Genomic DNA, 26,047 nt, shown 5'->3' on the forward strand with positions numbered 1-26,047 from the left:
CCATGCTGAATCTATCGGCCATCAACGTCGACCTGGCGGGCAATCGCATCCTGCGCGATGTCAGCGCCAGCTTCGAGGCATCCAAGACCATCGGCATCGTCGGGCGCAATGGCGCGGGCAAGACCACGCTGCTGCGCGCGATCATGGGCCTGACCCGGATCAAGTCCGGAAAGATCGCCTTTGACGGCACCGACCTGACCGGGCAGCCCGGCCACAAGCGGGCGGCCATGAAGGTAGGCTACGCGCCCGAGGATCGCGTGATATTTCCCACCATGACGGTGGAAGAGAACCTGCATCTGCCCTGCGAAGTGCAGGGCCAGTCCAAGGCTGAAATCCAGGCCCGCGTCGCCACCGTGCTCAAAGTGGTGCCGCAGCTTGAACCCATGCTCAAGCGCTCGGGTTCCGCGCTGTCGGGCGGCCAGGGAAAGATGGTGGCGCTGGCGCGCGCCATCATGGTGGGCACGCGGCTGCTGATGCTGGACGAGCCCTTCCAGGGCCTCGCGCCCAAGCTTGCACGCGACTACACCGAAGCGCTGGCGCGGCTCAAGGAGCTGCAGCCGGACCTGTGCGTGGTGATCACCGAGTCCAACGTGAAGTTGCTGGGCGACATCCCCGACCAGATATGGACGATCGAGCGCGGTTCGATCACGCTGAACAGACCCCACGGAGACTTTCAATGACGCAGATGATTATCGACGGCCGCCAGGTCGATGCCCGCGACGGGCGTACGATCGAGGTGGTATCGCCGGTTGACGGCGAGGTGTTCACGACCATTCCGCGCGGCCAGCAGGCCGACGTGAACGCGGCCGTGCAGGCGGCGCGCGACGCGCTGGACGGCGACTGGGGCCGGATGACCGCGCTGGAGCGCGGGCGGCTGCTGCTGCGCCTGGGCGAGAGCGTGCTGGCGCACCACGAAGAACTGGCCCGGCTGGAATCGCGCGACACCGGCAAGCCGATGTCCACCGCCCGGGGCGACATTACCGTGCTGGCGCGCTATTTCGAGTTCTACGGCGGCGCCGCCGACAAGGTGCATGGCCAGACGATTCCCTTCCAGAAGGACTACTCGGTCCAGCTGATCCGCGAGCCGCTGGGCGTCACCGCCCACATCATTCCGTGGAACTATCCTGCGCAGATGTTCGGCCGCAGCGTGGCGCCGGCGCTGGCCATGGGCAACGCCGCCGTCGTCAAGCCGGCCGAGGACGCCTGCCTGTCCATCATCCGGGTGGCCGAACTGGCGCTGGAAGTGGGTTTCCCAGCCGGCGCGCTGAACATCGTGACGGGCCTGGGCGAAGAGGCGGGCGCCGCCCTGTCGCGCCATCCCGGCATCAACTTCATCACCTTCACGGGCTCCAACGAGGTCGGCGTGCTGATCCAGCAGGCCGCCGCGGTCAACGCCGTCAAGTGCGTGCTCGAACTGGGCGGAAAGTCCGCGCACATCGTGTTCGACGACGCCAACTACAAGCTGGCCATTCCCGCCATCGTCAAGGGCATCGTCCACAACACCGGGCAGACCTGCACGGCGGGCAGCCGCCTGCTGGTCCAGCAAGGCATCTACGCGGACTTCATGAAGGCGTTGGCGGCGGAATTCTCCAAGGTGCGCGCGGGCACGCCGGACATGGACCTGACCTGCGGCCCGGTGGTCAACAAGGCGCAGTTCGACCGCGTCAACCACTACATCGCCAAGGGACTGTCCGACGGCCTGACGGTGGCGGCGGAAGGCGGCATCGCCGACGGCGTGCCCAGGGGCGGCTACTTCGTCAAGCCGACGCTGTTCAGCGCCGCCAGCCACGACAGCGATCTGCTGACCCAGGAGATCTTCGGGCCGGTGCTGGTGGCGCTGCCGTTCGTGGACGAGGCTGAAGCCATCCGGCTGGCCAACGCCACGGACTACGGCCTCCTGGGCGCCGTCTGGACCGAGAACGGCGGACGCCAGCAGCGCGTCGCGCGCGGGATCAAGTGCGGCCAGGTCTACATCAATGGATTCGGCGCCGGCGGCGGCGTGGAGCTGCCGTTCGGCGGCGTGAAGAAAAGCGGGCACGGTCGCGAGAAGGGCTTCATTGCCCTGGAAGAAATGAGCACGACCAAGACGCTGATCCAATTCTATGGCGAATGATCGCCAGGCACCCTACGGAGACAGGAAATGAGCCAGTTGCAAGGCAAGGTAGCGATCGTCACGGGCGGGGGCAGCGGTTTTGGCGAGGGCATCGTCAAGCTGTACGCCAAGGAAGGCGCCAAGGTCGTCATCGCCGACATCAACAAGGAGGCCGCGGACCGGGTGGCGGCGGAAGTGGGCGCGGCCGCGCTGGCCGTCAAGGCCGACGTGTCCAGCCGGGCCGACATCGACAACGTCGTGCGCGTCTGCCGGGAAAAATTCGGCTCGGTCGACATCGTGGTCAACAACGCCGCCATCACCCACAAGAACCAGCCCATGCTGGATGTGGACGAGGCCATGTTCGACCGCATGTTCGACATCAACGTGAAATCCATCTATCACATGGCGCAGGCCGTGGTGCCCGTCATGCGCCAGCAGAAGCGCGGCGTGATCCTGAACATCGGCTCCACCGCCGGCATCCGGCCGCGCCCGGGACTCAGCTGGTACAACGCGTCCAAGGGCGCGGTCAACGTGCTGTCCAAATCCATGGCGGTGGAGCTCGGCGCCGACGGCATCCGCGTCAACGCCATCTGCCCGGTGATGGGCATCACCGGCATGTTCGAACTCTTCATGGGGTTGCCGGACACGCCGGAGAACCGCGCCAAGTTCGTGTCGACGATTCCGCTGGGCCGCTTCTGCCAGCCCTCGGACGTGGCCGCCGCCGCCCTGTTCCTGGCGAGCGACGCCGCGGAATTCATCACCGGCGTGGAGTTTCCCGTGGACGGCGGGCGCACGGTCTAGGCCCCGCGCGAGGCTTCTCTTGGCGTGTACGGGCCCTGGGCCGGGGCTTTCCTAATCTTTCTGTGGATACAGGCGCATGAAAATCAGAGCGGCATTGTTGCGGGAAGTGGGGGTGCAAGGCCCCTATGCCCAGACCCGGCCTTTGAGCATCGCGGAGATCGAGCTGGATCCGCCGGGCTTTGGCGAAGTGCTGGTGAGGATCAAGGCGGCCGGGCTCTGCCATTCCGACCTGTCGGTCATCAACGGCGACCGGCCGCGCGGCGTGCCCATGGTGCTGGGGCACGAATCCTCCGGCGAGGTCGTCGAAGCCGGTCCTGGCGTGACGGACCTGAAGCCGGGCGACCATGTCGCCATGGTGTTCGTGCCCAGCTGCGGCTGCTGCAATCCCTGCATGGAAGGCCGGCCCGCGCTGTGCGAGCCGGGCGCCGTCGCCAATACCCAGGGCACCCTGCTGAGCGGCGAGCGCCGCCTGCACATCGGCGACGAATACATCAACCACCACACCGGCGTGTCCTGCTTTGCGGAATACGCGGTGGTGTCGCGGCGCTCATGCGTCAAGGTCCACGTCGAACTCAGCCACCGCGAGGCCGCGCTGTTCGGCTGCGCGGTGCTGACCGGCGCGGGCGCCGTCATCAACCGCGCGCGGATCAAGACGGGGGATACGGCCGCCATCGTCGGGTTGGGCGGCGTGGGCCTGAGCGCCTTGCTGGCGGCGGTGGCCGCCGGCGCCCGCCGCGTCGTCGCCATCGACCTCAGCGATGAAAAGCTGGCGCTGGCCAAGGACCTGGGCGCCACCCATGTCGTCAACCCGAAGCAGGTGAAGTCGGACGATGACCTCCTGGACCTGGCGGGCGGGCGCGTGGACTACGGTTTCGACATGGCCGGCGCGGTGCCTGCCTTTGAAGCCGCCTACAAACTGACCCGCCGCGGTGGCGCCACGGTGACGTCCGGCCTGCCCAACCCCAAATTCAGCTTTCCGCTGTCGCTGTCGCAGATGGTGGGCGAGGAGCGCGAGATCCGGGGCAGCTACCTGGGTTCCGGCGTACCCGCCATCGACATCAGCCGCTACATCGACCTGTACAAGGCCGGCCGCCTGCCGGTGGACAGGATGATGGGCAGATCGTTTTCGCTCGACCAGATCAACGAGGGGTTCGATCACCTCGCCACCGGCGGCAGCCTGCGCGACGCCATCGTTTTCTAAGGGCACAGACCCGACTACAACACCGGAGACAAAACCATGAAAACCTCAAGACTGGCTGCCCTGCTGGGCGCCACCCTGCTGTCGGGCTACACGGCGCTGGCCGGCGCCGCGGACAAGCCCAAGGAACTGAACATCGGCATCTCGACCTTCCTGTCGGGCTCAGCCTCGGTGTTCGGCGTGCCGGCCCGCGATGCGGCCGACATCCTGATCCAGGACATCAACGCCAATGGCGGCATCGACGGCGTGAAGCTGGTGCCCAGCTACATCGACGAAGGCGGCGGCGGCGAGAAGCTGTTGTCCGAATACCGCCGCCTGGCCGAAGGTGGCACGCGCGTCATGCTGTCGGCCATCTCCAGCGGTCACTGCAACATCGTCGCGCCCGTGGCCGAGGACCTGAAGGTGCTGAACGTGATGTGGGACTGCGGCACGGAAAAGGCGCTGGAGGGCAAGAAGTACAAGTATGTGGTGCGCACGCAAGCCAACGCCACCACTGAGATGGTTGCTCAGGTGCTGTACCTGATGAAGGTCAAGCCCGACTTCAAGACCATCGCCATCGTCAACCAGGACTACGCCTGGGGCCGCGATTCGCGCGACATCTTCCTGGCCGCGCTGAAGAAGTTCAAGCCCGACGTCAAGGTCGTGGCCGAGATGTTCCCCAAGTTCGGCGCCGCCGACTTCTCCACCGAGATCAGCCGCCTGCAGGCGCTGCGCCCGGACGTCATCGTCTCCACTTCCTGGGGCGGGGACCTGGACAACTTCGTGCGCCAGGCGTCGCAGCGCAACCTGTTCAAGAACTCCACCTTCGTGCTGTCGCTGGCGGAAAGCTCGCTGGAACGCCTGGGCAACGCGCTGCCCGAAGGCGTGCTGGTCGGCGCCCGCGGCGATCACTACTTCCTGCATCCGGAAACCAAGGATGATCCGCAGCACCAGGCCTTCGTGAAGAAATTCCACGACAAGACCGGCGCCTATCCGATCTACTCGGTCTATCACATGGTGCAGGGCATCCAGGGCCTGAAGGCCGGCTACGAGAAAGCCATCAAGGACAACGGCGGCGCCTGGCCCACCCCGGAACAAGTGGCGGCCGCCATGCATGACGTGAGCTTCAAGGGTTATGGCCGCGAAGTGAAGATGCACCGGGCCGACGGCCAGGGCCTGGAAGCGCAGATGTTCGGCGTGACCAGGAAGAGCGACAAGTACCCGTTCAAGGTGCTGGCGGACATCACCATCATCCCGGCCGAGCTGGTCACGCCGGGCGTGACGGACACGTCGATGGAATGGATCGAGAAGAACCTGACTCCGGACGTGTTGAAGAGCGACCAGATCAAGGTTTTCGCGAACTGACCGGGTTGGTTTGAGCAAGCAGCAGTGTGTGGTGCAGGGATGGCCCCGGCGTGAACCGCCGGGGCATTTTTTTACCGGTGTTCCCTACAGTTCCAGCACGATCTTCTTGCCCCCGCAGGCGCGCGAGCAGCAGGCCATCATCTTGGTGTTGGCCTCGCGTTCGGCGCGCGTGAGCACCACGTCGCGGTGGTCGATGTCGCCTTCCAGCACGCGCACTTCGCAAGAGCCGCAAAGGCCTTCCTCGCAATCGCTCTGCACGTCGATATTGGCGCCGCGCAGCGCGGTCAGCAGGGTCTGGCCGGCCGGCACCGTGATGACGATGCCGGAATCCTTCAGGACCGCTTCGAATGCCTGTTCCTTGGTCGGGTCCAGCGTGCCCAGCGTGGAATGAAAATGCTCTACGCGCAGCGTGTCTTCCGGCCACGCGGCGCAACAGCCGGCCAGCGCGTCCAGCAGGTTTTGCGGGCCGCAGGCATAGATCTGCGTGCCGGCCTCGGGCGCGGCAAGCAAAGCTGTGTAGTCCGCGCGCCGGCCTTCGTCCTTGATGTGCAGGTGCAGGCGGGCGCCGTGCAACTGCGCCAGTTCGTCCAGCAGCGCCATGCTGCGGCGCGAACGGCCGCTGTAATGCAGCTGGTAATCGAGGCCAAGTTCCCGGGCGCGGCGCGCCATGGCGCTGATGGGCGTGATGCCGATGCCGCCCGCGATCAGGATGAGTTTGCCGGCGGCTTCGTTCAGCCGGAAGTGATTGCGCGGGCCGCGGATGCGCAGGCGCGCGCCGGGCAGGGCATGCTCGTGCATCCAGGCGGAGCCGCCGCGGCCATCGGTTTCCTTCAGCACGGCGATCTCGAACACGCCGGCCTCTGCCGGGTCTCCGCAAAGCGAGTACTGGCGCGACAAGCCGGTGTCGCCGCACTCCACGTCGATGTGCGAACCGGGCGTCCAGCGGGGCAGGGGCTTGCCGTCGGGCGAGGCCAGACGCAGGCGCAGGATGCCGTCGGCGGCCAGGACGGCGCTTTGCACCACGACCGGGCGGGTGATGGCGTGAGACGAAGGCTCGCCGATGCGCACCGGGTGCTGGCCATCCAGCAGGGCAGGGTCGGCGCGCTCCGGGTTGCGTTGCGGATCCCATTGCACCCACAGGTGTTCAGGCCCGCGGAATGAGGTGTTGGGGACGTAAGTGAAGGACTGCTCGGACAGCTTCAGGTGCGGCAGGCGGCGCGTCAGCTCTTCCAGGAAGATCTGCATTTCCATGCGCGCCAGGTTCTTGCCCATGCACTGGTGCGATCCATAGCCGAAGGTGAGCTGATCGCTGGCGTTCTCGCGGCGGATGTCGAACAGGTCGGCATCGGCGAACTGGCCTTCGTCGTGGTTGGCGGACGATGTCACGATCAGCAGCTTGGAACCGGCCGGAATGGCGATGCCGGCGATCTCCACGTCGCGCGTGGCCAGGCGCCGCCAGGCGGCCACCGAACCATTGTGGCGCAGGCATTCCTCGACCGCGTTGGGTATCAGGTCGGGGTCTTCGCAGATCTCGCGCCAGGCGTCCGGGTGCTGCAACAGCAGCTTGATGGCATTGGCCGACGCGTTGGCGGTGGTTTCATGCGCGGCCACGATGCCGGCCATCATCATGGAGTGCAGGTACGAGTCGGTCACGACCTCGGGGTGCGTCTGCTGCTTGCGCAGGCCGTATTGCATCCAGCCCGGGCCGGAGGGGTCCTGCCGCATCTTGTCCAGAATCTTGCCGGCGAGCTGCCAGAAGTTGCCTACCGCGTGCGCCACGGCCACCTGCTCTTCGGGCTTGGGGCGGCCCCAGGTGTTGACGGTGTGCGCGATGGAGTATTGGCGCAGCAGGTCCATGTCTTCTTCGGGCACGCCCAGGAAATGCAGCGCCACGGTCAGGGGGACCTCCCACAGCATCTGGTCGACCAGGTCGGCGCGTCCGTCGTTGACGAAGCGGTCCACGTACTCGCGCGTCAGGCGGCGCACCATGGGTTCATGATGCTTCAGTTCCTCGGGCGTGAACGGGTCCATCAGCACGCGCCGGCGCGGCATGTGGGCGGGCTCGTCCTCGTTCACCAGCGTGCGGTTCATGGCGTAGCCATAGGATTCCAGCACCGCGTTGGCCTCGGGCCCGGTCGGCGTGATCTTCTCCAGCGCGATGGACGGGCTGAACGTGATGTTGTCGCGGAAGATCGCCTTGATGTCCTCGTAGCGCGTCACCACCCAGTAGCCCAGCTTGGGGCTGTAGAACACCGGTTCCTGGTCGCGCGCCCAGCGCACGTACTCGGGCGGATCCTGCTGGTAACCGTCGCCGAAGGGATCGAACTCCGCGGCGCGCGCGCTGACCGGACAGCCGGTCGGACCCTGTGCGGCCGACAGCGCGGCGTGGTCGATGGGACAGCCCGAGGGGCGCGGGGAGGTGGGTGCTTGGCTCATGGGATCTTTCCGTGTGTTCGTCTTGCGGGCCTGCCGCGCGCCTGGGCGGGCGGCAGGCCAGGGGCGCTCAGTCCAGCGTGATGCGTAGGTCGCTGATGAGCTTTTGCCAGCGGGCGCGCTCGCTCGTCAGCAATTCGGCGTACTGCGCGGGCGTATTGCCCACGGGCTCGATGCCGAACTCCACCAGGCGCTGGCGCGTGGCCGGGTCGTTGATGGTGGCCACGACCTGCTTGTTCAGCGCGTCGATGACCGGCTGCGGCGTGCCCGCGGGCACCACCACGCCTACCTGAGCGGCGGCTTCCACGTTCTTCAGGCCGATTTCCGCGAAGGTCGGCACGTCGGGCAATTGGGGCAGGCGGGTGGGATTGGCGACGGCCAGGGCCTTCACCTTGCCGCCGTTGATGAAGCCGGCGCCCGCGGCCAGGTCCACCATCATCGCGGGAATCTGGCCGCCGGCCACATCGGCCAGCGCCGGCGACGCGCCGCGATAGGGCACATGCGTCAGGGTCAGGCCGGATTCGACCTTCAGCAGTTCCATGGCCAGGTGATGCGGGCTGCCGGCCCCGGCCGAACCGTAGTCCAGCCCTTCCTTGCGGCTCTTGGCCTCGGCCAGGAATTCCTGCACGGTGTTGACCTTCATGGACGGACCGACGACCAGGATCATCGGGAAGCGCCCCATCAGCGTGACGGGCGCGAGATCCTTCGCCGGGTCATACGACAGCTGCTTGTACAGCGCGGGATTGAACACCAGGGTGCCGTTGTCGGCGGACAGCATCGTGTAGCCGTCGGCCGGGGCGCGCGCGGTCTCGGAGGCCGCGATGGCGGTGTTGCCGCCCGGCTTGTTCTCGATCACGACAGGCTGGCCCAGGCGACCGGTCAGACCTTGGCCGATGCTGCGCGCCAGGAAGTCGGACCCGCCGCCGGCGGCGTAAGGCACGATCCAGCGCACGGGCTTGGACGGATATGCGGCGGCCGGCTGCTGGGCGGACGCGCTGGCACAGGCCAGCAGGGGCAGGGCCAACAGGCCGGCCAGGACATGGTGTTTCAAGGTGCGCATAGGCAGTCTCCATATTGGGGTGGCTTGATGGCACCCCTTCATTTGCGTAAATCATATACGCAATGCGTAATTTTTCAAGAAGGGTTAACCTTGGCCCCGTCCCTCGCTTCAGAGCCAGAGCCTGCGTGCCCACGTCCTTTCCGGAATTGCACTTCCCCTATGAGCCAAGCCCCCGTTCCGCCCGAATCCGCCCTTGATTCCGCTCCGGAGCCGGCGCGCCCGCGCGAGCGCCGCCAGCGGGTGCAGGCCGCCGAGACCGGCATGACGGTGCTCAAGGGCCTGGCCCGCCTGGGCGGGCGCGCCAGCCTCACCGCGCTGGCCGCCCACGTCAACGAAAGTCCGGCCAAGGTGCACCGCTATCTGATGAGCCTGATCGCCGAAGGCCTGGTCGACCAGGAAGTGGCCACGCAGCAGTACCACCTGGGGCTGGAAGCCCTGTTCGTCGGCGTGGCCGCCATGCGCCAGGCCGATCCCTTGCGGATAGGCGAGCCGGCCCTCATCCGCCTGCGCGAGAGCCTGGCCGTGACCTGCTTCATCGCGGTCATGGGCAACAAGGGGCCGACCATCGTCCGGTTCGAGGAGCCTGGCCTGCCGGTGACGGTGAACGTGCGCGTGGGGTCGGTGCTGTCGATGCTGTGGTCGGCCACCGGCCGCGCATTCCTGGGCGCGCTGGACGAAGCCCCGGTAGAGGCGCTGGCGCAGGCCGAGCTGGCCGGGGCGCCGCCCGAGATGCGGGCCTTGCTGGACCGCGACGACCCGATAGGCGCCTTGCGCCGCGAAGTGCGGGCCGCTGGCTGCGCCACCGTGAAGGACACGAACCTGCGCGGCATCAGCGCCGTGTCGGCGCCGCTCTATGACCACACCGGCCGGCCGTGCGCGGTGCTGACGGCCCTGGGCGCGACGGGCGGGTTCGACGTGTCGCTGGACGGGCCGGTGGTGGCGGCGGTGAAGAAAGAGGCGCTGGCGGCCAGCGTGGCGCTGGGACATGCGGTAGCGTGAATTTTTCGCGGCACCCCTAAACCGGATTCCTGCCGGGCGGATAAGTTAGGTATGTAGCGGCGCGAAAGGCGCGCCGCCCAACTGCCTCTGCTTATCCATGTCCCGCGAAATCCAATGGTTGTGGCCTACTCCGATCATGCATTACAACCTGCGCGAAAGCGGCCAGGTGGGTACGGATCTGCATGAAGCACTGCAAGCGTATTCGGAACAGAACCAAAGCCGGCTGCTGAATGACGAAAGACGGTCGGCCACGCTCGAAACCCTGTATACCCGCTACGACACGGGTATTTTCAAGCGTACGCGCAACCCCCAGCTAAAGGCGATACGCGAATTGCTGTTGGCGGAATGCGACAACTACGCCAAAGAAGTTTACGGCGAACAGATATATCAGGCAGAACGCCATCACACGATGTGGTTCGTCGTCCAGCGCTCAGGTCAAGCCAAAGACGCGGTGCACGCGCATTATCACGAAGGCTCCGACCTGGCATTTGTCTATTACCTGACCATGCCTAAGGACGGTAGTGGCCAATTGGTATTGATGGACCCGAGAGGCACGGTGGGCCGGGGCGGATTTGTGGTCCCGCGGCACGCGCTGGTGAATATTATCCAGCCGCGCGAAGGTGACCTGATTATGTTCCCCCGTTATCTCATGCACTACACGACTCCAAATACAGATAATGTAACAAGGCGAGTCGTTGCGGGCAGCGTCAAATACGAAAGATCGGCCTGAAACAGCCTAAATATCGAATATTTTCTATAGACGGAGTGTGCGCTCTCTCTGTTTCAAATGAAACAATTCGATGTTACTAGTCTCTTATTGTGATTTTTTTGCGGTCCACCTAAACTCCGCCGAATATCCAATTCCCGGCCATTGGCTCTCCGTTCGGCGCATTTCATGTATTACCTGTTCCGCCCAATCAAGCACTTGCATCCCATCCGAGAATGGGCGATTGCGCATGGCGCCGATATTCTGATTGCTCCCGAAACATTCGAATTGACGATTAATTATTGCGGACGCCGGGTTGTGCTTTTTCCGCGTTTTGTTCGGCAATATGAAGGACGCACTATTTACCAGCGCGAGTTTTCCGGAGACGGCGACTTTATTGGATGGATGCCGTATCCGGTGAAGTCGTGGCCCTTATCCACGGACAAAACGCTATTCAAGGACTACGCGCAGGCCAACGGGCTGCGGGTGACGGCCAGTTGGACCGAGGGAGAGCCGCTAGCGCCGGATTTCATCATCAAGCCGGCCATCGGATCCTTTGGCGTGGGTATCCGAGGGCCGTTCGGGCCGCTGGCCCCGCTGAATGAAGATTTCGCGCTGCAGGATGGGAACTTCTGCGAACAATTCATCCGCGGCCGCAGCGCCAAGGCCTGGTTCTGGAACGGAGAGCCGGTGGCGCTGGAAGTCCTCAATCCTCCGCAGATTACTGGCGATGGGCGCCGCACGTTGCGGGAAATCGCCGCTCAACCCAGAGGCAATTTCGATCTGGTCATGAGCCTGGACGATTCGGTGCAGATTCTGGCATGGCAGGGCTACCACGTTGACGATGTGGTGCCACAGGGCGTCAATGTCATGCTGGACTTCCGCTACTTGACGCCGCACGACCGCGTCACGCTCAAGAACCGCGATGTCTGGGATCAGATGCCCCCTCAGGTTACTGCGCAGTTCTGCTACGCCGGACCGCTATTGCAGCGCGGCATCGCCGAAAATGTCCGCCGGAATTCCGTGTTCACGCTCGATGCCGTGATCGATGAAGACGACAGGGTCTGGCTGCTGGAAATGAACAGCCATCCCATGATTCACCCGAACGTCTATCCGCGCATGCTGGAGTCCATATTCGCCGATGGCGAGGCGCCTGATCAGGAGCCGGCCCAGGAGGCAGGAATCGAGGTCGAGGTCAGATCCGAGGTCGAGGTGGAGGACGATCATGCGGCCTGATCTCGCCCTCCAGCTGATGAGCGAACTGTTCTGGACAGGTCTGCTGATCTGCGCGCCCGTCTTGCTGCTTACCCTGGCGGTCGGCGTCGCCATCAGCATTCTGCAGGTCGTGACGCAGGTTCAGGAAATGTCGTTGACCTTCATCCCGAAGATCGTGGCCGCAGTTGTCGCCATGGTTATCTTCGGCCCGTGGATGTTGCGGACTCTCATGCAATACGCGACGACGTTGCTGCGCGATATGCCGGGCCTGCGGTGACTTCCATGATCAATCTTCAGATTTCCGCGGTGATGACGATCCTGCTGATCTCGATCCGAATCGGGACGATGTTGGCCTTCACGCCGGTGTTCACCATGTTTCCCATTCCGGCCACCGCCAGGGTCCTCCTGGTGGTGATGCTCTCGGTCGTGACCGCGGCGGCGTTGCCCGTCGCGGCGCACCCGGCGCCGTCATCCGCGGGTGCGCTAATGCAGAGCGCAGCCCTGGAGTTCTCATTCGGCCTGCTGCTTGCCTGCGGCATATTTTGCGCCTTCTCGGCGATCGCCTTCGCCGGGCGCGCGCTGGATATCCAGATCGGCTTCGGCATCGGCCAGGTATTCGATCCCGTCAGCCGCACGCAAGTGCCCATCATCACGTCCACCTTCCTGTATGCCAGCGTACTGCTGTTCTTCCTGCTTGACGGGCATCATGCCTTGTTGCGGGGTATCGCCCACACCCTGACGGTCGTTCCGGTTGGAGGATTCTCGATCCGGGACGTGAACCTGCGTGCGGTGCTGGCGGCCTGGGGCAACATCTACGGCTTCGGCTTCATGCTGGTCGCGCCTGTCGCCGCGACGCTGCTGGTGGTGGAGCTGGGCTTGGGGGTGCTGGCCCGGGGCCTGCCCCAAATGAATGTGTTCGTGATCGCATTGCCTATCAAGATCATGGTCGGGCTCGCCGCTCTGGCCGTATGGGTGCGATTCATGCCGTCCGGACTGTCGCGCATTTTTAGGCTGACGTCCGACGTATGGAACGGAGCGGTGCACTGATGCAAGAGTTCGATAAGAGCGAAGCCGCCACCCCATACAAGCTTCAACAGGCGCGCCGGCGCGGATCCGTCGCCCGCAGCCCGGACCTGACCGGGGCCGTGGCGTTGCTGACAGCGGCCGCGGTGCTGTACGCCTGGGGTTGGGAAGCGATGCTGGCGTTGACGGCGCTGGCCCGCGCCGCGCTGATACAGGGCCTGGGTATGAACCTGTCGGCGGCTTCGGTGGTCTCACTGGTCGGGCGCGTCGGCGCGGGAACGCTGCATATCGTCGCGCCCTTTGCGCTGACCGTCGGAGCTGCGGCATTGGTGGCCAGCCTGGCGCAGACGGGGTTGGTCTGGAGCACGTTCCCGCTCAAGCCGGACTTGACGCGCATCAACCCCGTTACCGGCTTGAAGCGACTGTTTTCGATGCGCACGATCTACGATGCATTCAAGAGCATCATCAAGGTCGGCATACTGGGCTGGGTGCTGTACATGATCGTGCGCGACCTGGCGCCGGCGCTGCATCTGCTGGGCGAGCGCGCGCCAATGGATGCCCTGAGGGATTTGGTGGCGATGCTGGGGGCGATGGCGTTGAAGCTGGCGTTCGTTGCCCTGCTGCTGGCATTGCTGGATCTGGGATACACGCGATTTGAGTTCAAGCGCAAGATGCGCATGAGCCGCCGCGACGTCAAGGATGAGGTAAAGCATCGGGAAGGCGATCCGCGCGTGCGCTCCCGCCTTCGCGGCCTGCGTGTGGAGATGCTGCAGAAGGCTGCATCGGTGCGCCAGGTCGGCCAGGCGGACGTCCTGATCGTCAACCCGACTCACCTGGCAGTCGCGCTGGAGTACAAGCGCGGTGAAATGGCGGCGCCCGTGATGCTGGCGAAAGGCGCGGGATCACTGGCGGCGCGGATGCGCGCGGAGGCCGCCCGCTGCGGCGTCACCATCGTGCGAAACCCCACGCTGGCCCGAGCCCTTTACTTTCAGGGAGACCTGGGCCAGACGATTCCAGCTGGGCTGTATGCGGACGTTGCCCGCGTCATGGTGTGGCTGCTGGCGCAGCGCAACGCGCGCGCTGCATTGCGGGGGACGCCATGAACCGGATCTCGCAGTGGCTGGCAAGCAATCGGGACGTCATCATGGTCCTCGTGGTGATGGGCGTGCTGATTGTCCTGTTCATGCCTATTCCTCCGTGGGCGCTGGATTTCCTGATCCTGGCCAATTTCAGCTTTGCGTTCCTGATCCTGCTGCTGACGTTCTATATGACACGTCCGGTTGAGTTCTCGACGTTCCCATCGCTGCTGCTGATCGCCACGCTGTTCCGGCTGTCGCTGAACGTTGCGGCGACGCGGCTCATCCTGTCCGAGGCGAATGCCGGAAGCGTTATCTCGGCGATAGGCGGCTATGTCGTGGGCGGGAACTATGTGATTGGCCTGATCGTCTTCCTGATCCTGATCGTTGTGCAGTTCGTGGTGGTTACCAGCGGCGCCCAACGGGTGTCGGAAGTGGCGGCGCGGTTCACGCTCGATAGCATGCCGGGCCAGCAGATGAGTATCGACGCAGACCTGAACATGGGATTCATCACCCAGGAACAGGCGCAGTTGCGCCGCAAGACGCTGGAGAAGGAGGCCGCGTTCTATGGCGCGATGGACGGCGCGTCCAAATTCGTCAAGGGCGATGCCATAGCGGGCGTTCTTATCATGGCCATCAACATCGTTGGCGGCCTGGTTATCGGCGTGATGCAGCTCGGGATCCCCTGGAGCGAGGCGATCCGTATCTATACCTTGCTGACGATTGGCGATGGCATCGTGACGCAGGTGCCGGCACTGGTGATTGCCGTGGCCACGGGAATTATCGTTACGCGCTCCGCCTCCGATGGAAATTTCAGCCAGGAGGTCGCGCGCCAGATCACCCTGTTTCCCAAGACACTGTTTCTTGTCTGCGCCGCCCTGTTCGCGTTCATGGCGCTGCCTGGCATTCCGGCGCTGCCGGCATTCGTGCTGGCCATGGCCATGCTGGGCCTGGGATGGGCCGCAAGACGGGCGATGCGCACCGCGGCGGAGCACGTCGGCGCCGCGGACGGCCCCGGTGCTCTGCCTGCGGCGCCCGCTTCCGGCGATCCATACGAGGCCTTGAAGGTCGAACCCATCGAGATCCAGGCGGGTGCGCATTTATTGCCGTCGGTGATGGACTACAGCGGATTCTCGGACCGGATATCCGTTTTTCGAAATCAATACGTATTGGAGATGGGCCTGGTGCTGCCCGCCGTGCGTTTCCGCGCGAGTACGCGCCTGGCTCCGGACGACTACGAGATCCTGATCCACGGAGTTTCGGTGGGCAAAGGGCAGGCCATGGCGGATCGCTGGCTTGCCATCCATCCGGCAGGCGTGACCAAGACCGTGCGCGGTGTCGAGACCCGTGACCCGACTTACGGCCTGCCTGCGGTCTGGATCGAGGAGTCCGAGAAGGCGAACGCGCAGCAGGGACGCTACACGCTCATCGACGGGCTGACCGTTCTGATGACGCATCTTACCGAGGTGTTGCGCCGGGAATCGGTCACGCTGCTGACGCGCGCGGAGACGGACAAGTTGCTGGAAAGGGTGCGGCAGGCCCAGCCTGGGCTGGTCGAAGAGCTGATCCCCGGCATCCTGTCCATGAGCGAAGTGCAAAAGGTGCTGCAAGCGCTGGTGCGCGAGAAGGTCAGCGTGCGCAATCTGGAGGCGATCCTGGAGGTGCTTGCGGACGCGGGCAGACAGCACCGCGATAGCGGACTGCTGGCGGAGCTGGTGCGGCAGCGTCTTGGACAGGCTATCTGCCGTTCGCTTTCCGGCGAAACCAGCACCCTGCATGTGATCACGCTGGACCCGTTGACTGAAGCGCATATTGGCCAGGCCTTGAGAGCATCTTCCGAGACCAGCGGTCGGTTTGCGTTAGAGCCGCGGCTTGCCGATCAGTTGATAGGCAAGCTGGTGCAGCAGGCGGAAGGGATGATGAAGGCAAATCTGCTACCCGTGCTGTTGTGCTCGCCAGACCTGCGCCGCCACATGCGGATGCTTACGGAGCGCGTGCTTCCACATTTGCGCGTGCTGTCGATGTCCGAGATCCCAAACAGCATCGATCTCAAGGCGTTCTCGGCGGTTTCCGTCGCGGCGTTGCACGATGCGGCGGCCGCCTGAAACGCGTAGATGGCTAGAAGTCAGACTGAACGGAGAGTCAATTTTGGAAATCATGAGTGTCATTGCGCAGGGCATGGGGGTGGACCAGACGCGCCTGAATGCGATCGCTGTCAACCTGGCCAATGTGCGCACCCCCGCTTACAAGCGGGAGCTGGTCAATGGCGTTGGCTTCGAGGCACAGATGAATGCGCTGGAGCTGCGCGCTTCTGGCGGGGATCCGGCGCCAGCGGCGTCGGCGTCCTATTCCGACTTGCGACTTGGCGGAGTTCAGTACACAGGTCGTCCTCTGGACGTGGCCCTCACTGGCGAGAACGTATTTCTTGAGTTGTCTCGCGACGGGAAGACGCTTTACGGCCGGCAGGGCGCGATGCATACGGACAGTCAGGGACGCCTGGTGACCGCCCAGGGCGATCTGGTGATGGGGTTGGGCGGGGAGATACGCCTGGTATCGAGTGCGCCGCGCATCGACCATCTGGGAAACGTCTATGACCAGGGGCGCTTCGTGGACAAGCTCAGCATGGCGTCCTTCAAGGAACCCGAAAAAATGGAGCGACTGGGAGGCGGCGTCTACGGCGCCGAGAGTCAGCGCGGCACGGCCGCGCAGGACGGCACATTCTCGGTGCTGCAAGGATATCTGGAGGGCTCCAACGTGGATCCGGCGCGAGAGATGGTGGGCATGATCGACGTCATGCGTCATTTTGAAAGCCTGCAAAAGACGGCGCAATTCGTCGATGAGATGACTGGCCGTGCCGTGCAGAAGCTTGGTGAATTCTGAGGAGACCGACATGATTGATTCCTTGTATATCGGCGCAACCGGCATGCACGCCCAGCAGACCGGCGTGGACGCCGTTGCGCAGAACCTGGCCAACATGAATACGACGGGCTACAAAAAGTCCTATGTCGTGTTCGAGGACCTGATGTCGCGCGCGGCCACGGCGGGCCTGCCCGCCGGTGTGCTGGGAATGGATCCCGCGGCCAACATGGGGCTGGGCGTGGCGATATCGCGCAACGCCAAGTCCTTTGTCGCTGGCGAGGTCAAGCCTACGGGCAAGCCGCTGGATATCGCGATTCGTGGCGATGGATTGCTGGAAGTCGCGATGCCGGATGGCGGCGTGGCGTACACGCGCGGCGGCACGCTGAAGGTGGACCAGGACGGTCTGTTGACGACACAGGGCGGGCTTCCCTTGAACGCGATGATCTCTGTTCCGGCGGACAGCGAGCAGCTCACGATCTCGCCAGACGGCCGTGTCACCGCGTGGCGAAACGAAGGCCGCGACGCGGACGAACTGGGCAAGCTGGATATGGTCCGCTTCAACGCGCCTGAAGACCTGGCGGTGCTGGGCGAAGGCCTCTATCAGGCCACGGAACGTTCGGGAGATCCGATCCTGGGACGTCCGGGCGAAGACGGCATGGGGCTTTATGCGCAGGGCTACCTGGAGGCTTCGAACGTGCAGCTCAATGAAGAAATAGTCAACCTGATGGTTGCTCAGCGCGCGTACGAGGCCAATGCCAAGATCGTTCAGGCTTCCGACGACATGCTCGGCCTGGTCAACAACCTCAGGCGCTAGGCGACGGACGTGCGAAAGCTGATTCTCCTCCTTCTCCTGTGGTCCGCCAGCGCCGGCGCGTTCACGCCAGATGCCCCCGCGATCTTCCTGCGTAACGCCGTCCAGGTGCAGAAGCCCGTCCTGACGCTGGGCGATATCGCCGCCATCGAAGGTGCGGCCGATAGCGTGAGCCTCCTGGCCGGCCTGCCGATCGGACCGGCGCCGGCGGCCAACGCGGTGCGGGAGATAGGCAGGGAAGAGCTTCAACGTTGGATAGACACCGCGCCCGGCGAGCTGGGAGCCGTGACCTGGCGCGGAAACGCTTCGGTGCGCGTCACGCGCAAGGCGGCTCCGCTGGACCACGACGCCGTGACGGAAGCGGCGAAGGTGATGGCGGCGCAGGCTTTACGGGTGCGTTTCCAGAGGTTCGACGTCGAGCCGGCGGGAAACCCGCTGCCGGAGCTGGTCGCCGCCGGTCAGTATCAGCTTCGGGCCCGCCCGGTCGAGCTGGGCATGGAGATCCCTTCGCGTCTGGTGGTTTGGGTAGAGCTGTGGCAAGGAAAGCGCCTGTATCGGGCGGTGCCGGTAGCGCTCAATATTCGCGCGATTGCGCCAGTGCTGCGTTTGAATGCGAGCCTGCCCGCGGGGGCGTCGCTCTCGCCGCGGGACGTCACCGTCGAAGAGCGCGATGTGGCGGCGTTGGCGGGTGCCTATTGGCCCGCGGAAGAACCGCTGCAAGCCGTGCGCACGAAGCTGGCGGTGGAGGCGGGATCGGTGTTGATGCGTTCGCAGTTGCAGGCGCTGCCCGACGTGGAGCGCGGCGATCAGGTAGCGCTGCGCGTGCGTTCCGGCTCGGTGATGATCGAGACGACCGCGCAAGCGCTGCAGGACGGTTGGTCGAATCGCTCGGTGCGGGTGCGCCCGGCCTTGGGCACCGACGTCGTGCAGGCCCGCGTGGTGCGCAGCGGGCTGGTGGAGATACAGGAATGATCAGCAGCCGCATCCTCAGCCGCGGTCGCAACTGCGTATGCGCCGCCATGCTTGCCATGGCCACGGCTGCCGCCAGCGCCGAAAGCCTGTACAACCCGTCGCTTTATCGCTCGTTGGGGACCGACCGCAAGGCCGCCCACATCGGCGATGTGCTGACGATCCAGGTGGTGGAAACATCGTCCGCCACGAGCTCCGCCGATACCTCGACGGGGCGCAGGACTGGAATCGATGCGGAGTTCAGCCTGTCGCGGCAGCCCACCACGGCGGCAAGCCTTAATGTGGACGGCGATTTCGAGGGTGGGGGCAAGACCCAGCGCTCAGGCCGATTGCTTGCGCAGATGTCCGTCAGTGTCGTCGATATTGCGCCCAACGGGGATCTGTATGTAAAGGGCGACCAGCTCCTGACCGTCAATGACGAGCAGCAGAAGATCCATGTGAAAGGCCGGGTGCGTCCGCAGGACATATCGCCGGCCAACGTGGTGATCTCCACGCGCCTGAGCGAAGCGGAGATCATCTATGTCGGCGAAGGCGAGCTGGCGGGAAGGCAGCGCCCTGCGTGGTGGAACCGCTTTCTTAATTGGTTGGGATTCTGATGCGTTTATTGATCGCGATATTGGCGTTGGGCATGTCGGCGTGGACGGGCGGTGTCCACGCCGCGCGGCCTGCGGCGGCGGACGTCGTCCGCATCAAAGACCTGGGAAAGCTCAAAGGCTGGCGTGAGAATTCGCTGGTGGGCTACGGCATCGTTGCCGGGCTGGCCGGCACGGGAGATTCCCCTTCCAACAAGACAACCCGGCAGGCGATGGCCAACGTCTACTCGCAATTCGACCTGACCGTCGCGCCCGAGCAGGTGCAAAGCCGGAACGTGGCGGTAGTGATGGTGAGCGCGATGCTGCCGCCGTTCGCCCGGCCGGGCGATGCCGTGGATGTTGTCGTGACCTCGGCGGGCGATGCGCGCAGCCTGGTCGGCGGCAACTTGCTGGTCACCGCGCTGAAGGCGGCCAACGGGAGGATCTATGCGCTGGCGCAAGGGCCGCTGTCGGTGGGAGGGTACCGCTACGACATGAATGGCAACGTGGTGCAGAAGAACCATCCCACCGCGGGCTCCATTCCCAGCGGAGCCCTGGTCGAGGTCGGCGTGAATGCGCAGATGCTCAGCGACGACGGCGTCTTGACATTCCTGCTGGCCAATCCGGACTATACGACCGCGGGGCGGGTGGCGGCCGAGATCAACCGCGCATTGGGCCAACCGGTCGCCCGGGCGCGCGATGCCGCGGGAGTCGACATCCGCGTACCGGAGTTCGATCGGGACGACCTGGTGACGTTCGTATCGCGCATCGAGGCGCTGTCAGTGGCGCCGGATCAACGCGCCAAGGTGATCCTGGATGAACGGACGGGGACGGTGGTTTCCGGTGGCGACGTGCGACTGTCCAAAGTCGCGATATCGCACGGCGACCTGCGAATCTCCATCGTGACCGACAACCAGGTCTCCCAGCCCATTTTCGTGCGCCAGGCCGGAGGCGGCATACGCACCGAGGTGGTGTCGAACTCCAGCGTGGACGTGCGCGAGGGCGAGGGCAACGCGTTTGTCATGTCGGAAGGCAGCACCGTTGCCGAGCTGGTGCAGGCCTTGACCAAGATCCGGACCAGCACGCGGGACATCATTTCCATTTTGCGCGCCATCAAGACCGCGGGCGCACTGCACGCCGATCTCATCATCCAGTAATCCAGCCAAACTTCTCGAGTGTCCATCGACATGATTGATCCGGTCACATTAAGTGCGCTCAGCGCCGCCCTCGACGCGGCGAGTCTCAGGCAGAAAGCGGGCGCTGCGAATATCGCCAACGTCCACACCGCGGGCTATATCCCCATGCGGGTGCAATTCGAATCGCTGATGCCGTCGGCGGTCGCGGCGTTGGATCGGGGCGGCCGCCTTGATCCGCGAGAACTGGCGGCGCCACGCTTGACCAGCGCGCCGTCGGCGACCCCCGTGCCCTATGGCGCAAATGCGGTTTCGATCGACCAGGAAGTGGCGGCGCTTGCCCGCAATGCGCTGCATTACCAGGCGCTGGTCAAGTCCTTGAATGGCCAGGCCGCGTTGATAGATTCGGCGCTGACCGACGGGAGGCGTTGATCATGGACTATCAAAACGCATTCGCCATCAGCGCGGCCGGCATGAACGCCGAGAGGCTGCGCGTCGATGTTGCCGCCCTGAATCTCGCCAACGCCAATTCCCCTTTGTCCGCCAACGGTGCCGGGTATCAGCCTTTGCGCGTGCAGGCCTCGGTGCGGGCCGTGCCGGGCGGGCGCAGCTTTGAGGCGCTGGTCGACCAAGGCATGGCGGCGGCGCAGACCCTGAGCGTGGCGCCGTATCGCGCGCCGGCGCGGCGTGTCTACGAGCCGGGTCATCCCCAGGCAAACAAGGATGGCTTCGTGTCTTACCCCGGCGTGGATTCCCTGACCGAAATGATGACATTGATGGTGGCCAGCCGGGCCTACGAGGCAGACGTGGCGGCGTTCAACGTGGCCAAAAGCATGGCCATCAAAGCCTTGGAGATCGGAGGCCGTTCATGAGCATTGCCGCTATCGAGGCCATTCAGGCGATCTCCACGCCGCAGGTGCCTGCCCTGATGCAAGTGCCACGGGGGCCGCAGTTCGACGCGATGGTGAGCGCCGGCCTGAACGGTACCAACCGCGCACTGCTTCGTACCGAGGCTGACGCCCAGCGTCTGGCCGTCGGTGAGGTCCAGAATCTGCACCAGGTCATGATTCACATGGAAGAGGCCAAGGCCAGCTTCCAGCTGCTCTTGCAGGTGCGTAACCGTCTGTTGGACGCATACCAAGAAGTTATGCGCATGCAGATCTGACACAGGATTCATCGTAAATGGCTTTCTCGGAGTTTTGGACGCGTCTGGACAGGCGCAACCGCTATACGCTTGCTTTCGGCGCTGTTGCGATCGTCGCGGCGGTCGCCATCGCGGGATTCTGGCTCACGCGCGGCAACTATCAGGTGCTGTTCTCCGGCATTAAGCCGCAGGACGCCTCGGTGATGCTGAGCGAGCTGGACAAGCAGAAGATCCCATACCGCCTCGAGGCGGACGGCACTGCCATTCTTGTTCCCCAGGAGGTGGTGCACAAGACGCGCATAGGGTTGCTGGGGCAGGATCTGCCTCTGCATGGAGCCGTGGGGTTCGAACTGTTCAACAATGCCGATTTCGGCATGACGGAGTTCGCGCAGCGCATCAACTATCAACGCGCGTTGCAGGGTGAAATCACCCGCACGATTCTCTCCCTTTCGAATGTCGAATCAGCGCGGGTGTTGATCGCCTTGCCCGAACAGGGGCTATTTCATCGGGGAGGCGGGGTGCCCACGGCGTCGATCGCCGTCGCGTTGCGGGATGGGCGCAGCCTGACGCCCGAACAGGTGCTGGGCATCCAGCGCCTGGTGTCGGCGTCGATTCCCGATATCGAGTCCCGTAACGTCACCATCGTCAATCAGCACGGAGTGGCGCTGACCGCGTCGGGCGAGGAAGGCGATGGCGCCGGCGCGGCCGACGCCCGGCTCGCGTTGAAACGCTCGACCGAGGAGTATCTGACGCGGAAGATCTCCGGCATGCTGGATCAGACATTTGGCGCCGGCACGGTGGTGGCGAGCGTGGACGTGCTGCTCAACATGGACCGCATACGCATCACTACCGAGGACATACTGCCCTATTCGCCTTCGGGCAAGGGACAGCCTACGGGCGTGGTCGTGCGCGAACGGCGCTCGAATCGGGAGGGAGAATCGGGCGTCGCCAGCAACAGCCGGCGGGCGGGAGGCGGTACGGAAAGTGAGACCGACTACCAGGCGGGTAGGAAGGTAGAGGAAATCGTCTCCACACCCGGCGTGATCATGAAGATGGGCGTGACGGCCGTCGTTCGAGGTCCGATGGATGGGGTGGCGCTGGACCGGCTGAGGATGCTGGTGGGCAATGCGGCAGGGGCTCAGGTCGAGCGTGGCGACACGGTGATCGTCTACAGCACGGAACAGATGGCTGCCCGTGGCGCCGCGCTCGCGCAAGATGCTGGCCTGACGGTCGCCCAGGCGCCGCCGCCGGCTTTGCGGACGGAGTTCGAATGGACGCCCCGTCTGGCAATCTCGCTGCTGCTGGCGGCGGGCGGCGTGCTGGTGATGCTGTTGCTGCTGTTGAGCAGCCGGCGCGCGCAGGCGCCCCGATTGTCGGCGGAGCAGCGCGAGGTCCTGCTGCAGCAGCTTCGTGGATGGCTGGCTCCGGCGAAGTCCGGCGCGGACGTGGAGAAGTCATGATGGACGGGTTGCGTTTGAGCGCGCTGGCATTGCATGCGGTTGCCGATCGGGACAGGGCATGGTTGCTGTCGCGCCTGCCGGATGCGCAGCGCAGGCAGCTATCCGCGCTGGTGAGGGAGTTGCGCGGTACTGGCGTTCCTGCGGACGCCGAGCTGGTGCATCAGCTTGTGCGCGAACGCGAAGCGCTGGCGAGCGATCCGGCGCCGGATGCCTTGGCGACAAGAATGGTTCGCGCAAACGCGCAAGATATCTGGGCGTTGCTGCGAGGGGAGTCGGACGCGGTGATCGGGCGTATCGTCCGGCGCCATGACTGGCCATGGAAACCCGCGTTGTTGGAGTTGTGCGGCGTGGGCCGCGCCAAGCGGATCGAGGCGCTGGCCAGAAACCTGGCGCCCGCCGCGGCGCTTGAGCAGGCGCTGGTTGACGAGCTTGAGCAGCGTTTGACGGCTCGCCAGTCGTCCACGCCCCGGACGCAGCCGGCTCGCTGGCAGTTTCTGCGTCGCGCCAGGAGCATGGCGTGAAGACGGCACCGATCCTGCGCCAGATGCCGGTGGGGCCTTCATCGCGCCTGCTCGGCCAAGTGCCTTCGACGCCGCCTCGGGTGCCGGGCCTGCCCGCTGCCGCCGCCGTTGCCAAGGCGCCTGCCGGTTATGCGGCCAGTTCGGCGGCAGTGCCGCAGGCCGCGTCCGCTGCGCTGAGCGAGGCGGAAATCGAACAGCGCGGCCTTGCGATCGCTCAGCGCATGATGCAGGCCGAGGCCGAGCAGTTGCGCAAGGCGGCGCGTGAGGAAGGGCTACGCCTGGGAAGGGAGGAGGGACTGCGCGCGGCCCAGGCCCAGGTAGCCGAGCAAGTGCAGGCCTTGCAGGACCGGTTCACGGCGGTGACGGATGCTCTGGTGGAGGCGCTGGAGCGTGAGCGCGGCGCGACCGAGGATGCGGCGCTGGAGTTGGCGATGGCAGCGCTGTCCCGCATTCTGGGTGATGTTCTCGACCCTGCTGGTGTGGCCGCTGTTATCCGGAAGGCGAGCGCGCAGTTGCGGGATCCAACGCAAGTTCGCATCCGGCTGGCGCCGGCGGACATTGAGCTTCTGAAAACCGCCAACATCGATGTGGCCTCGCTGGCGCCACAGGTCGCCGATGTCCAATGGGTCGCCGACCCCGCGGTGGAGGGAGGCTGCGTGCTGCAGACCGAAACGGGCAATCTTGATGCTCGCTTGCACAGGCAGGTGGCCGCCCTGGCGGAGGCCTTGTCGCGCACCTATCGTTCGCGGGGAGCACCGGTGTGACCGAAGCTTCCATGGCCCCTTATCTGAAGGCACTCAATGCCGCTGCGCTGTATGCGCGCGACGGCGCGGTGCGTCAAGTTGCCGGCCTGGTGGTGACATGTGCCGGGCCTGATGCCAGCCTGGGCGAACTGTGTCGCATAACGCCCCAAAATGGGGCTGCGGATATTCTGGCCGAGGTGGTCGGGGTCAGACCGGATGGCGTGGTGCTCATGCCTTACGGGCGACTGGACGGCGTGTCGGCCGGGTGCCGTGTCACGGTTGCCGGAAGTCTTACTGGCGTGCCTGTAGGACCTGCGCTGTTGGGCCGAGTGGTGAACGCCTTTTGCGAGCCACTGGACGACGGGCCGCCCCTGGACGCGGAGGCCTGCGCGCCGCTCAAGGCGCCACCAATAAATCCCCTGCGGCGCAAGCCGATAGACACGCCGCTGGAGACCGGGGTCAGAGTGATCGATGCCATGCTTCCTTTGGGACGGGGACAGCGTGTGGGAATCTTCGCGGGCAGCGGGGTCGGCAAGAGCACGCTTCTTGGCATGCTGGCGCGCAGCGTGAAGGCGGACGTGAATGTGATCGCCTTGATTGGCGAACGGGGACGAGAGGTCCGCGATTTCATCGAGCGCCAGCTGGGTCCGGAGGCGCTGGCGCATTCGGTCGTCGTGGTCGCGACCTCCGACGAACCCGCATTGATGCGCGCGCGCGCCACCTATGCCGCCCTGGCCATTTCGGAGTACTTCCGCGACCAGGGCAAGAGCGTATTCCTGACCATGGATTCGGTGACGAGGTACGCGATGGCACGGCGAGAGATCGGCCTGGCCGCGGGAGAACCTCCTACCGCGCGAGGCTATACGCCGTCTGTCTTCTCGGAGATTCCCGAGTTGTGCGAGCGTTGCGGCCAACTGGACGGCGGCGGCTCCATCAGCGCCATCTTCACGGTCTTGGTCGAGGGGGACGATTTCAATGAACCCATCGCCGACAGCCTGCGCGCGACCCTGGACGGTCACATCATTTTGAGCCGGGATTTGGCGCATCGCGGGCACTATCCAGCCATCGACGTGCTGCGCAGCGCCAGCCGGCTGGTCAGCGAGCTCACCAGCAAGGACGAGCGCACGGCCATGGCGCAGGCGTTGGCCTGCCTGGCATTGCTGGACAGGAATCGGCAGGTGGTCGACATCGGTGCGTATCAGGCGGGGTCGAATCCGGTGCTGGATGCCGCTCTTGCAGCCGCACCCGCGCTGGACGGCTGGCTGAGGCAAGACACCGACGCTCCGGACACCCGCGGCAGCGCCTTCGCGGCATTGGCCGATGTGCTTCGAAAGCTGCAGAAGGATGAGGCATGACAGCCGGCCAATCACGCTATAGATACCCATTGACCGCTTTGGAAATGCTCTACATGCATAGGCTGGAGCAGGCCCGCCTGTTGCTTGCCGCCGCACAGCAGCGCCTGGATGACCACCAGGCGCATATCAGGCGGTTGCGCGCGGCGCTTGGCCGCAGCCATGACGACTGGACGGCCGCGTCAGGCCGTGCGGCGCTCTTTGATCCTGCGCGCCACGCCGCCGTACGGGAGGCGCTGGCCGCACGTCAATCGGGGTTGAGCTCCGCCTTGGCGCATGAAAGGGAATTGCGCGGGGAGGTCGAGCAATGTCGTGACCAAGTGGTCCAGGCACACCGGCGCACTGAAACCGTTGAGCGTCACAAGGAACAGTCGAGGCGCGAATTCGAGCAGGAATTGGTGCGGGTTGATCAGCGCCAGGCCGATGCGGCATGGCCCGTGCGAGGGGAGCGGCCATGACGGTCTTTGATGTATTGATGCCTGTCGCGCAGAGGGCCTCACAGACCGGCAGCGGCTCTGGACGAGGCGGCGCTGCGG

Annotated in this window: 27 protein-coding genes; 25 read left to right on the top strand and 2 right to left on the bottom strand. The window is 64.9% G+C overall.

The annotated features are described in order from the left end of the window. Nucleotides 1-2: 2 nt before the first annotated feature. The 5 genes from HLG70_RS25275 to HLG70_RS25295 all read left to right on the top strand — a co-directional run bounded on the left by HLG70_RS25275 (nucleotide 3) and on the right by HLG70_RS25295 (nucleotide 5,435). Entirely contained in the window at nucleotides 3-680 is a 678-nt protein-coding gene (locus tag HLG70_RS25275; protein ID WP_171662862.1) for an ABC transporter ATP-binding protein, read from the top strand. Beyond that, entirely contained in the window at nucleotides 677-2,113 is a 1,437-nt protein-coding gene (locus tag HLG70_RS25280; RefSeq protein WP_171662861.1) for an aldehyde dehydrogenase family protein, read from the top strand. Before HLG70_RS25275 ends, HLG70_RS25280 begins: the two co-directional genes overlap by 4 nt. A gap of 27 nt (nucleotides 2,114-2,140) precedes the next feature. Beyond that, entirely contained in the window at nucleotides 2,141-2,893 is a 753-nt protein-coding gene (locus tag HLG70_RS25285) for a glucose 1-dehydrogenase (protein WP_171662860.1), read from the top strand. Nucleotides 2,894-2,969: 76 nt separating this feature from the next. Then, nucleotides 2,970-4,094, top strand: a complete 1,125-nt coding sequence (locus HLG70_RS25290) for a zinc-dependent alcohol dehydrogenase family protein (protein WP_171662859.1) — start codon at nucleotides 2,970-2,972, stop codon at nucleotides 4,092-4,094. Nucleotides 4,095-4,130: 36 nt separating this feature from the next. Beyond that, entirely contained in the window at nucleotides 4,131-5,435 is a 1,305-nt protein-coding gene (locus HLG70_RS25295; RefSeq protein WP_171662858.1) for an ABC transporter substrate-binding protein, read from the top strand. An 84-nt stretch (nucleotides 5,436-5,519) separates the two neighbouring features. On the opposite strand, the gene HLG70_RS25300 is transcribed toward HLG70_RS25295, so the two are convergent. Continuing rightward, nucleotides 5,520-7,871 carry a cytochrome P450/oxidoreductase gene (locus HLG70_RS25300; protein ID WP_171662857.1) on the bottom strand — a complete coding sequence of 784 codons (2,352 nt, stop codon included), beginning with the start codon at nucleotides 7,869-7,871 and terminating at the stop codon, nucleotides 5,520-5,522. 67 nt (nucleotides 7,872-7,938) lie between these two features. Then, the gene (locus HLG70_RS25305) at nucleotides 7,939-8,928 is read right to left on the bottom strand and encodes a Bug family tripartite tricarboxylate transporter substrate binding protein (RefSeq protein WP_171662856.1); all 990 of its coding nucleotides are present in this window, start codon (nucleotides 8,926-8,928) and stop codon (nucleotides 7,939-7,941) included. A gap of 159 nt (nucleotides 8,929-9,087) precedes the next feature. On the opposite strand from HLG70_RS25305, the gene HLG70_RS25310 reads away from it, so the two are divergent. The 20 genes from HLG70_RS25310 to HLG70_RS25405 all read left to right on the top strand — a co-directional run bounded on the left by HLG70_RS25310 (nucleotide 9,088) and on the right by HLG70_RS25405 (nucleotide 25,969). Next, nucleotides 9,088-9,927, top strand: coding sequence for an IclR family transcriptional regulator (locus tag HLG70_RS25310; RefSeq protein WP_171662855.1), 840 nt, complete (start codon nucleotides 9,088-9,090; stop codon nucleotides 9,925-9,927). 136 nt (nucleotides 9,928-10,063) lie between these two features. After that, complete coding sequence (locus HLG70_RS25315; RefSeq protein ID WP_171662854.1) at nucleotides 10,064-10,657, top strand: putative 2OG-Fe(II) oxygenase; 594 nt, start codon at nucleotides 10,064-10,066, stop codon at nucleotides 10,655-10,657. Between the two features lie 165 nt (nucleotides 10,658-10,822). Further along, nucleotides 10,823-11,869 carry a hypothetical protein gene (locus HLG70_RS25320; RefSeq protein ID WP_171662853.1) on the top strand — a complete coding sequence of 349 codons (1,047 nt, stop codon included), beginning with the start codon at nucleotides 10,823-10,825 and terminating at the stop codon, nucleotides 11,867-11,869. After that, complete coding sequence (fliQ, locus tag HLG70_RS25325) at nucleotides 11,859-12,125, top strand: flagellar biosynthesis protein FliQ (protein ID WP_171662852.1); 267 nt, start codon at nucleotides 11,859-11,861, stop codon at nucleotides 12,123-12,125. The genes HLG70_RS25320 and fliQ overlap by 11 nt, the downstream gene beginning before the upstream one ends. 5 nt (nucleotides 12,126-12,130) lie before the next feature. Then, entirely contained in the window at nucleotides 12,131-12,895 is a 765-nt protein-coding gene (locus tag HLG70_RS25330; protein ID WP_171662851.1) for a flagellar biosynthetic protein FliR, read from the top strand. Beyond that, nucleotides 12,895-13,974: an EscU/YscU/HrcU family type III secretion system export apparatus switch protein gene (locus tag HLG70_RS25335; RefSeq protein ID WP_171662850.1), complete on the top strand. Its 1,080-nt coding sequence runs from the start codon at nucleotides 12,895-12,897 to the stop codon at nucleotides 13,972-13,974. The genes HLG70_RS25330 and HLG70_RS25335 overlap by 1 nt, the downstream gene beginning before the upstream one ends. Further along, the gene (locus tag HLG70_RS25340; protein WP_171662849.1) at nucleotides 13,971-16,052 is read left to right on the top strand and encodes a flagellar biosynthesis protein FlhA; all 2,082 of its coding nucleotides are present in this window, start codon (nucleotides 13,971-13,973) and stop codon (nucleotides 16,050-16,052) included. Before HLG70_RS25335 ends, HLG70_RS25340 begins: the two co-directional genes overlap by 4 nt. Nucleotides 16,053-16,104: 52 nt before the next feature. Continuing rightward, nucleotides 16,105-16,827: a flagellar hook-basal body protein gene (locus HLG70_RS25345; RefSeq protein ID WP_234103446.1), complete on the top strand. Its 723-nt coding sequence runs from the start codon at nucleotides 16,105-16,107 to the stop codon at nucleotides 16,825-16,827. Nucleotides 16,828-16,837: 10 nt separating this feature from the next. Further along, a complete protein-coding gene (flgG, locus tag HLG70_RS25350) occupies nucleotides 16,838-17,620 on the top strand; it encodes a flagellar basal-body rod protein FlgG (RefSeq protein ID WP_171662847.1) in 783 nt (260 codons plus the stop codon). A gap of 9 nt (nucleotides 17,621-17,629) precedes the next feature. Continuing rightward, nucleotides 17,630-18,589, top strand: coding sequence for a flagellar basal body P-ring formation chaperone FlgA (gene flgA / locus HLG70_RS25355; protein ID WP_171662846.1), 960 nt, complete (start codon nucleotides 17,630-17,632; stop codon nucleotides 18,587-18,589). After that, complete coding sequence (locus HLG70_RS25360) at nucleotides 18,586-19,182, top strand: flagellar basal body L-ring protein FlgH (RefSeq protein WP_234103222.1); 597 nt, start codon at nucleotides 18,586-18,588, stop codon at nucleotides 19,180-19,182. The genes flgA and HLG70_RS25360 overlap by 4 nt, the downstream gene beginning before the upstream one ends. Then, entirely contained in the window at nucleotides 19,182-20,315 is a 1,134-nt protein-coding gene (locus HLG70_RS25365) for a flagellar basal body P-ring protein FlgI (RefSeq protein ID WP_234103223.1), read from the top strand. The genes HLG70_RS25360 and HLG70_RS25365 overlap by 1 nt, the downstream gene beginning before the upstream one ends. Nucleotides 20,316-20,345: 30 nt before the next feature. Next, nucleotides 20,346-20,723 carry a flagellar basal body rod protein FlgB gene (gene flgB / locus HLG70_RS25370; RefSeq protein ID WP_171662845.1) on the top strand — a complete coding sequence of 126 codons (378 nt, stop codon included), beginning with the start codon at nucleotides 20,346-20,348 and terminating at the stop codon, nucleotides 20,721-20,723. A 2-nt stretch (nucleotides 20,724-20,725) separates the two neighbouring features. Then, the gene (gene flgC / locus HLG70_RS25375) at nucleotides 20,726-21,163 is read left to right on the top strand and encodes a flagellar basal body rod protein FlgC (RefSeq protein ID WP_171662844.1); all 438 of its coding nucleotides are present in this window, start codon (nucleotides 20,726-20,728) and stop codon (nucleotides 21,161-21,163) included. Then, nucleotides 21,160-21,456 (top strand): flagellar hook-basal body complex protein FliE, encoded by a 297-nt coding sequence (gene fliE, locus HLG70_RS25380; protein ID WP_171662843.1) that lies wholly within the window; start codon nucleotides 21,160-21,162, stop codon nucleotides 21,454-21,456. The genes flgC and fliE overlap by 4 nt, the downstream gene beginning before the upstream one ends. 17 nt (nucleotides 21,457-21,473) lie before the next feature. Beyond that, on the top strand, nucleotides 21,474-22,895 hold the full coding sequence (gene fliF / locus HLG70_RS25385; protein ID WP_171662842.1) for a flagellar basal-body MS-ring/collar protein FliF: 1,422 nt from the start codon (nucleotides 21,474-21,476) through the stop codon (nucleotides 22,893-22,895). Continuing rightward, entirely contained in the window at nucleotides 22,892-23,416 is a 525-nt protein-coding gene (locus HLG70_RS25390) for a hypothetical protein (protein ID WP_171662841.1), read from the top strand. Before fliF ends, HLG70_RS25390 begins: the two co-directional genes overlap by 4 nt. After that, nucleotides 23,413-24,180 carry a FliH/SctL family protein gene (locus tag HLG70_RS25395; RefSeq protein WP_171662840.1) on the top strand — a complete coding sequence of 256 codons (768 nt, stop codon included), beginning with the start codon at nucleotides 23,413-23,415 and terminating at the stop codon, nucleotides 24,178-24,180. Before HLG70_RS25390 ends, HLG70_RS25395 begins: the two co-directional genes overlap by 4 nt. Next, nucleotides 24,177-25,514 carry a FliI/YscN family ATPase gene (locus tag HLG70_RS25400; RefSeq protein ID WP_234103225.1) on the top strand — a complete coding sequence of 446 codons (1,338 nt, stop codon included), beginning with the start codon at nucleotides 24,177-24,179 and terminating at the stop codon, nucleotides 25,512-25,514. Before HLG70_RS25395 ends, HLG70_RS25400 begins: the two co-directional genes overlap by 4 nt. Then, a complete protein-coding gene (locus tag HLG70_RS25405) occupies nucleotides 25,511-25,969 on the top strand; it encodes a hypothetical protein (protein ID WP_171662839.1) in 459 nt (152 codons plus the stop codon). The genes HLG70_RS25400 and HLG70_RS25405 overlap by 4 nt, the downstream gene beginning before the upstream one ends. The last annotated feature ends 78 nt before the right edge of the window (nucleotides 25,970-26,047 follow it).

The organism is Achromobacter deleyi (assembly GCF_013116765.2).
In the GTDB taxonomy this organism is placed as follows: Bacteria; Pseudomonadota; Gammaproteobacteria; order Burkholderiales; family Burkholderiaceae_B; genus Achromobacter; species Achromobacter deleyi_A.

What these genes read in the sequence shown, in the direction of transcription:
- HLG70_RS25275 (WP_171662862.1), top strand. Translation starts at nt 3, where the DNA reads ATGCTGAATCTATCGGCCATCAACGTCGACCTGGCGGGCAATCGCATC.
- HLG70_RS25280 (WP_171662861.1), top strand. Translation starts at nt 677, where the DNA reads ATGACGCAGATGATTATCGACGGCCGCCAGGTCGATGCCCGCGACGGG.
- HLG70_RS25285 (WP_171662860.1), top strand. Translation starts at nt 2,141, where the DNA reads ATGAGCCAGTTGCAAGGCAAGGTAGCGATCGTCACGGGCGGGGGCAGC.
- HLG70_RS25290 (WP_171662859.1), top strand. Translation starts at nt 2,970, where the DNA reads ATGAAAATCAGAGCGGCATTGTTGCGGGAAGTGGGGGTGCAAGGCCCC.
- HLG70_RS25295 (WP_171662858.1), top strand. Translation starts at nt 4,131, where the DNA reads ATGAAAACCTCAAGACTGGCTGCCCTGCTGGGCGCCACCCTGCTGTCG.
- HLG70_RS25300 (WP_171662857.1), bottom strand. Translation starts at nt 7,871, where the DNA reads ATGAGCCAAGCACCCACCTCCCCGCGCCCCTCGGGCTGTCCCATCGAC.
- HLG70_RS25305 (WP_171662856.1), bottom strand. Translation starts at nt 8,928, where the DNA reads ATGCGCACCTTGAAACACCATGTCCTGGCCGGCCTGTTGGCCCTGCCC.
- HLG70_RS25310 (WP_171662855.1), top strand. Translation starts at nt 9,088, where the DNA reads ATGAGCCAAGCCCCCGTTCCGCCCGAATCCGCCCTTGATTCCGCTCCG.
- HLG70_RS25315 (WP_171662854.1), top strand. Translation starts at nt 10,064, where the DNA reads ATGCATTACAACCTGCGCGAAAGCGGCCAGGTGGGTACGGATCTGCAT.
- HLG70_RS25320 (WP_171662853.1), top strand. Translation starts at nt 10,823, where the DNA reads ATGTATTACCTGTTCCGCCCAATCAAGCACTTGCATCCCATCCGAGAA.
- fliQ (WP_171662852.1), top strand. Translation starts at nt 11,859, where the DNA reads ATGCGGCCTGATCTCGCCCTCCAGCTGATGAGCGAACTGTTCTGGACA.
- HLG70_RS25330 (WP_171662851.1), top strand. Translation starts at nt 12,131, where the DNA reads ATGATCAATCTTCAGATTTCCGCGGTGATGACGATCCTGCTGATCTCG.
- HLG70_RS25335 (WP_171662850.1), top strand. Translation starts at nt 12,895, where the DNA reads ATGCAAGAGTTCGATAAGAGCGAAGCCGCCACCCCATACAAGCTTCAA.
- HLG70_RS25340 (WP_171662849.1), top strand. Translation starts at nt 13,971, where the DNA reads ATGAACCGGATCTCGCAGTGGCTGGCAAGCAATCGGGACGTCATCATG.
- HLG70_RS25345 (WP_234103446.1), top strand. Translation starts at nt 16,105, where the DNA reads ATGAGTGTCATTGCGCAGGGCATGGGGGTGGACCAGACGCGCCTGAAT.
- flgG (WP_171662847.1), top strand. Translation starts at nt 16,838, where the DNA reads ATGATTGATTCCTTGTATATCGGCGCAACCGGCATGCACGCCCAGCAG.
- HLG70_RS25360 (WP_234103222.1), top strand. Translation starts at nt 18,586, where the DNA reads ATGATCAGCAGCCGCATCCTCAGCCGCGGTCGCAACTGCGTATGCGCC.
- HLG70_RS25365 (WP_234103223.1), top strand. Translation starts at nt 19,182, where the DNA reads ATGCGTTTATTGATCGCGATATTGGCGTTGGGCATGTCGGCGTGGACG.
- flgB (WP_171662845.1), top strand. Translation starts at nt 20,346, where the DNA reads ATGATTGATCCGGTCACATTAAGTGCGCTCAGCGCCGCCCTCGACGCG.
- flgC (WP_171662844.1), top strand. Translation starts at nt 20,726, where the DNA reads ATGGACTATCAAAACGCATTCGCCATCAGCGCGGCCGGCATGAACGCC.
- fliE (WP_171662843.1), top strand. Translation starts at nt 21,160, where the DNA reads ATGAGCATTGCCGCTATCGAGGCCATTCAGGCGATCTCCACGCCGCAG.
- fliF (WP_171662842.1), top strand. Translation starts at nt 21,474, where the DNA reads ATGGCTTTCTCGGAGTTTTGGACGCGTCTGGACAGGCGCAACCGCTAT.
- HLG70_RS25390 (WP_171662841.1), top strand. Translation starts at nt 22,892, where the DNA reads ATGATGGACGGGTTGCGTTTGAGCGCGCTGGCATTGCATGCGGTTGCC.
- HLG70_RS25405 (WP_171662839.1), top strand. Translation starts at nt 25,511, where the DNA reads ATGACAGCCGGCCAATCACGCTATAGATACCCATTGACCGCTTTGGAA.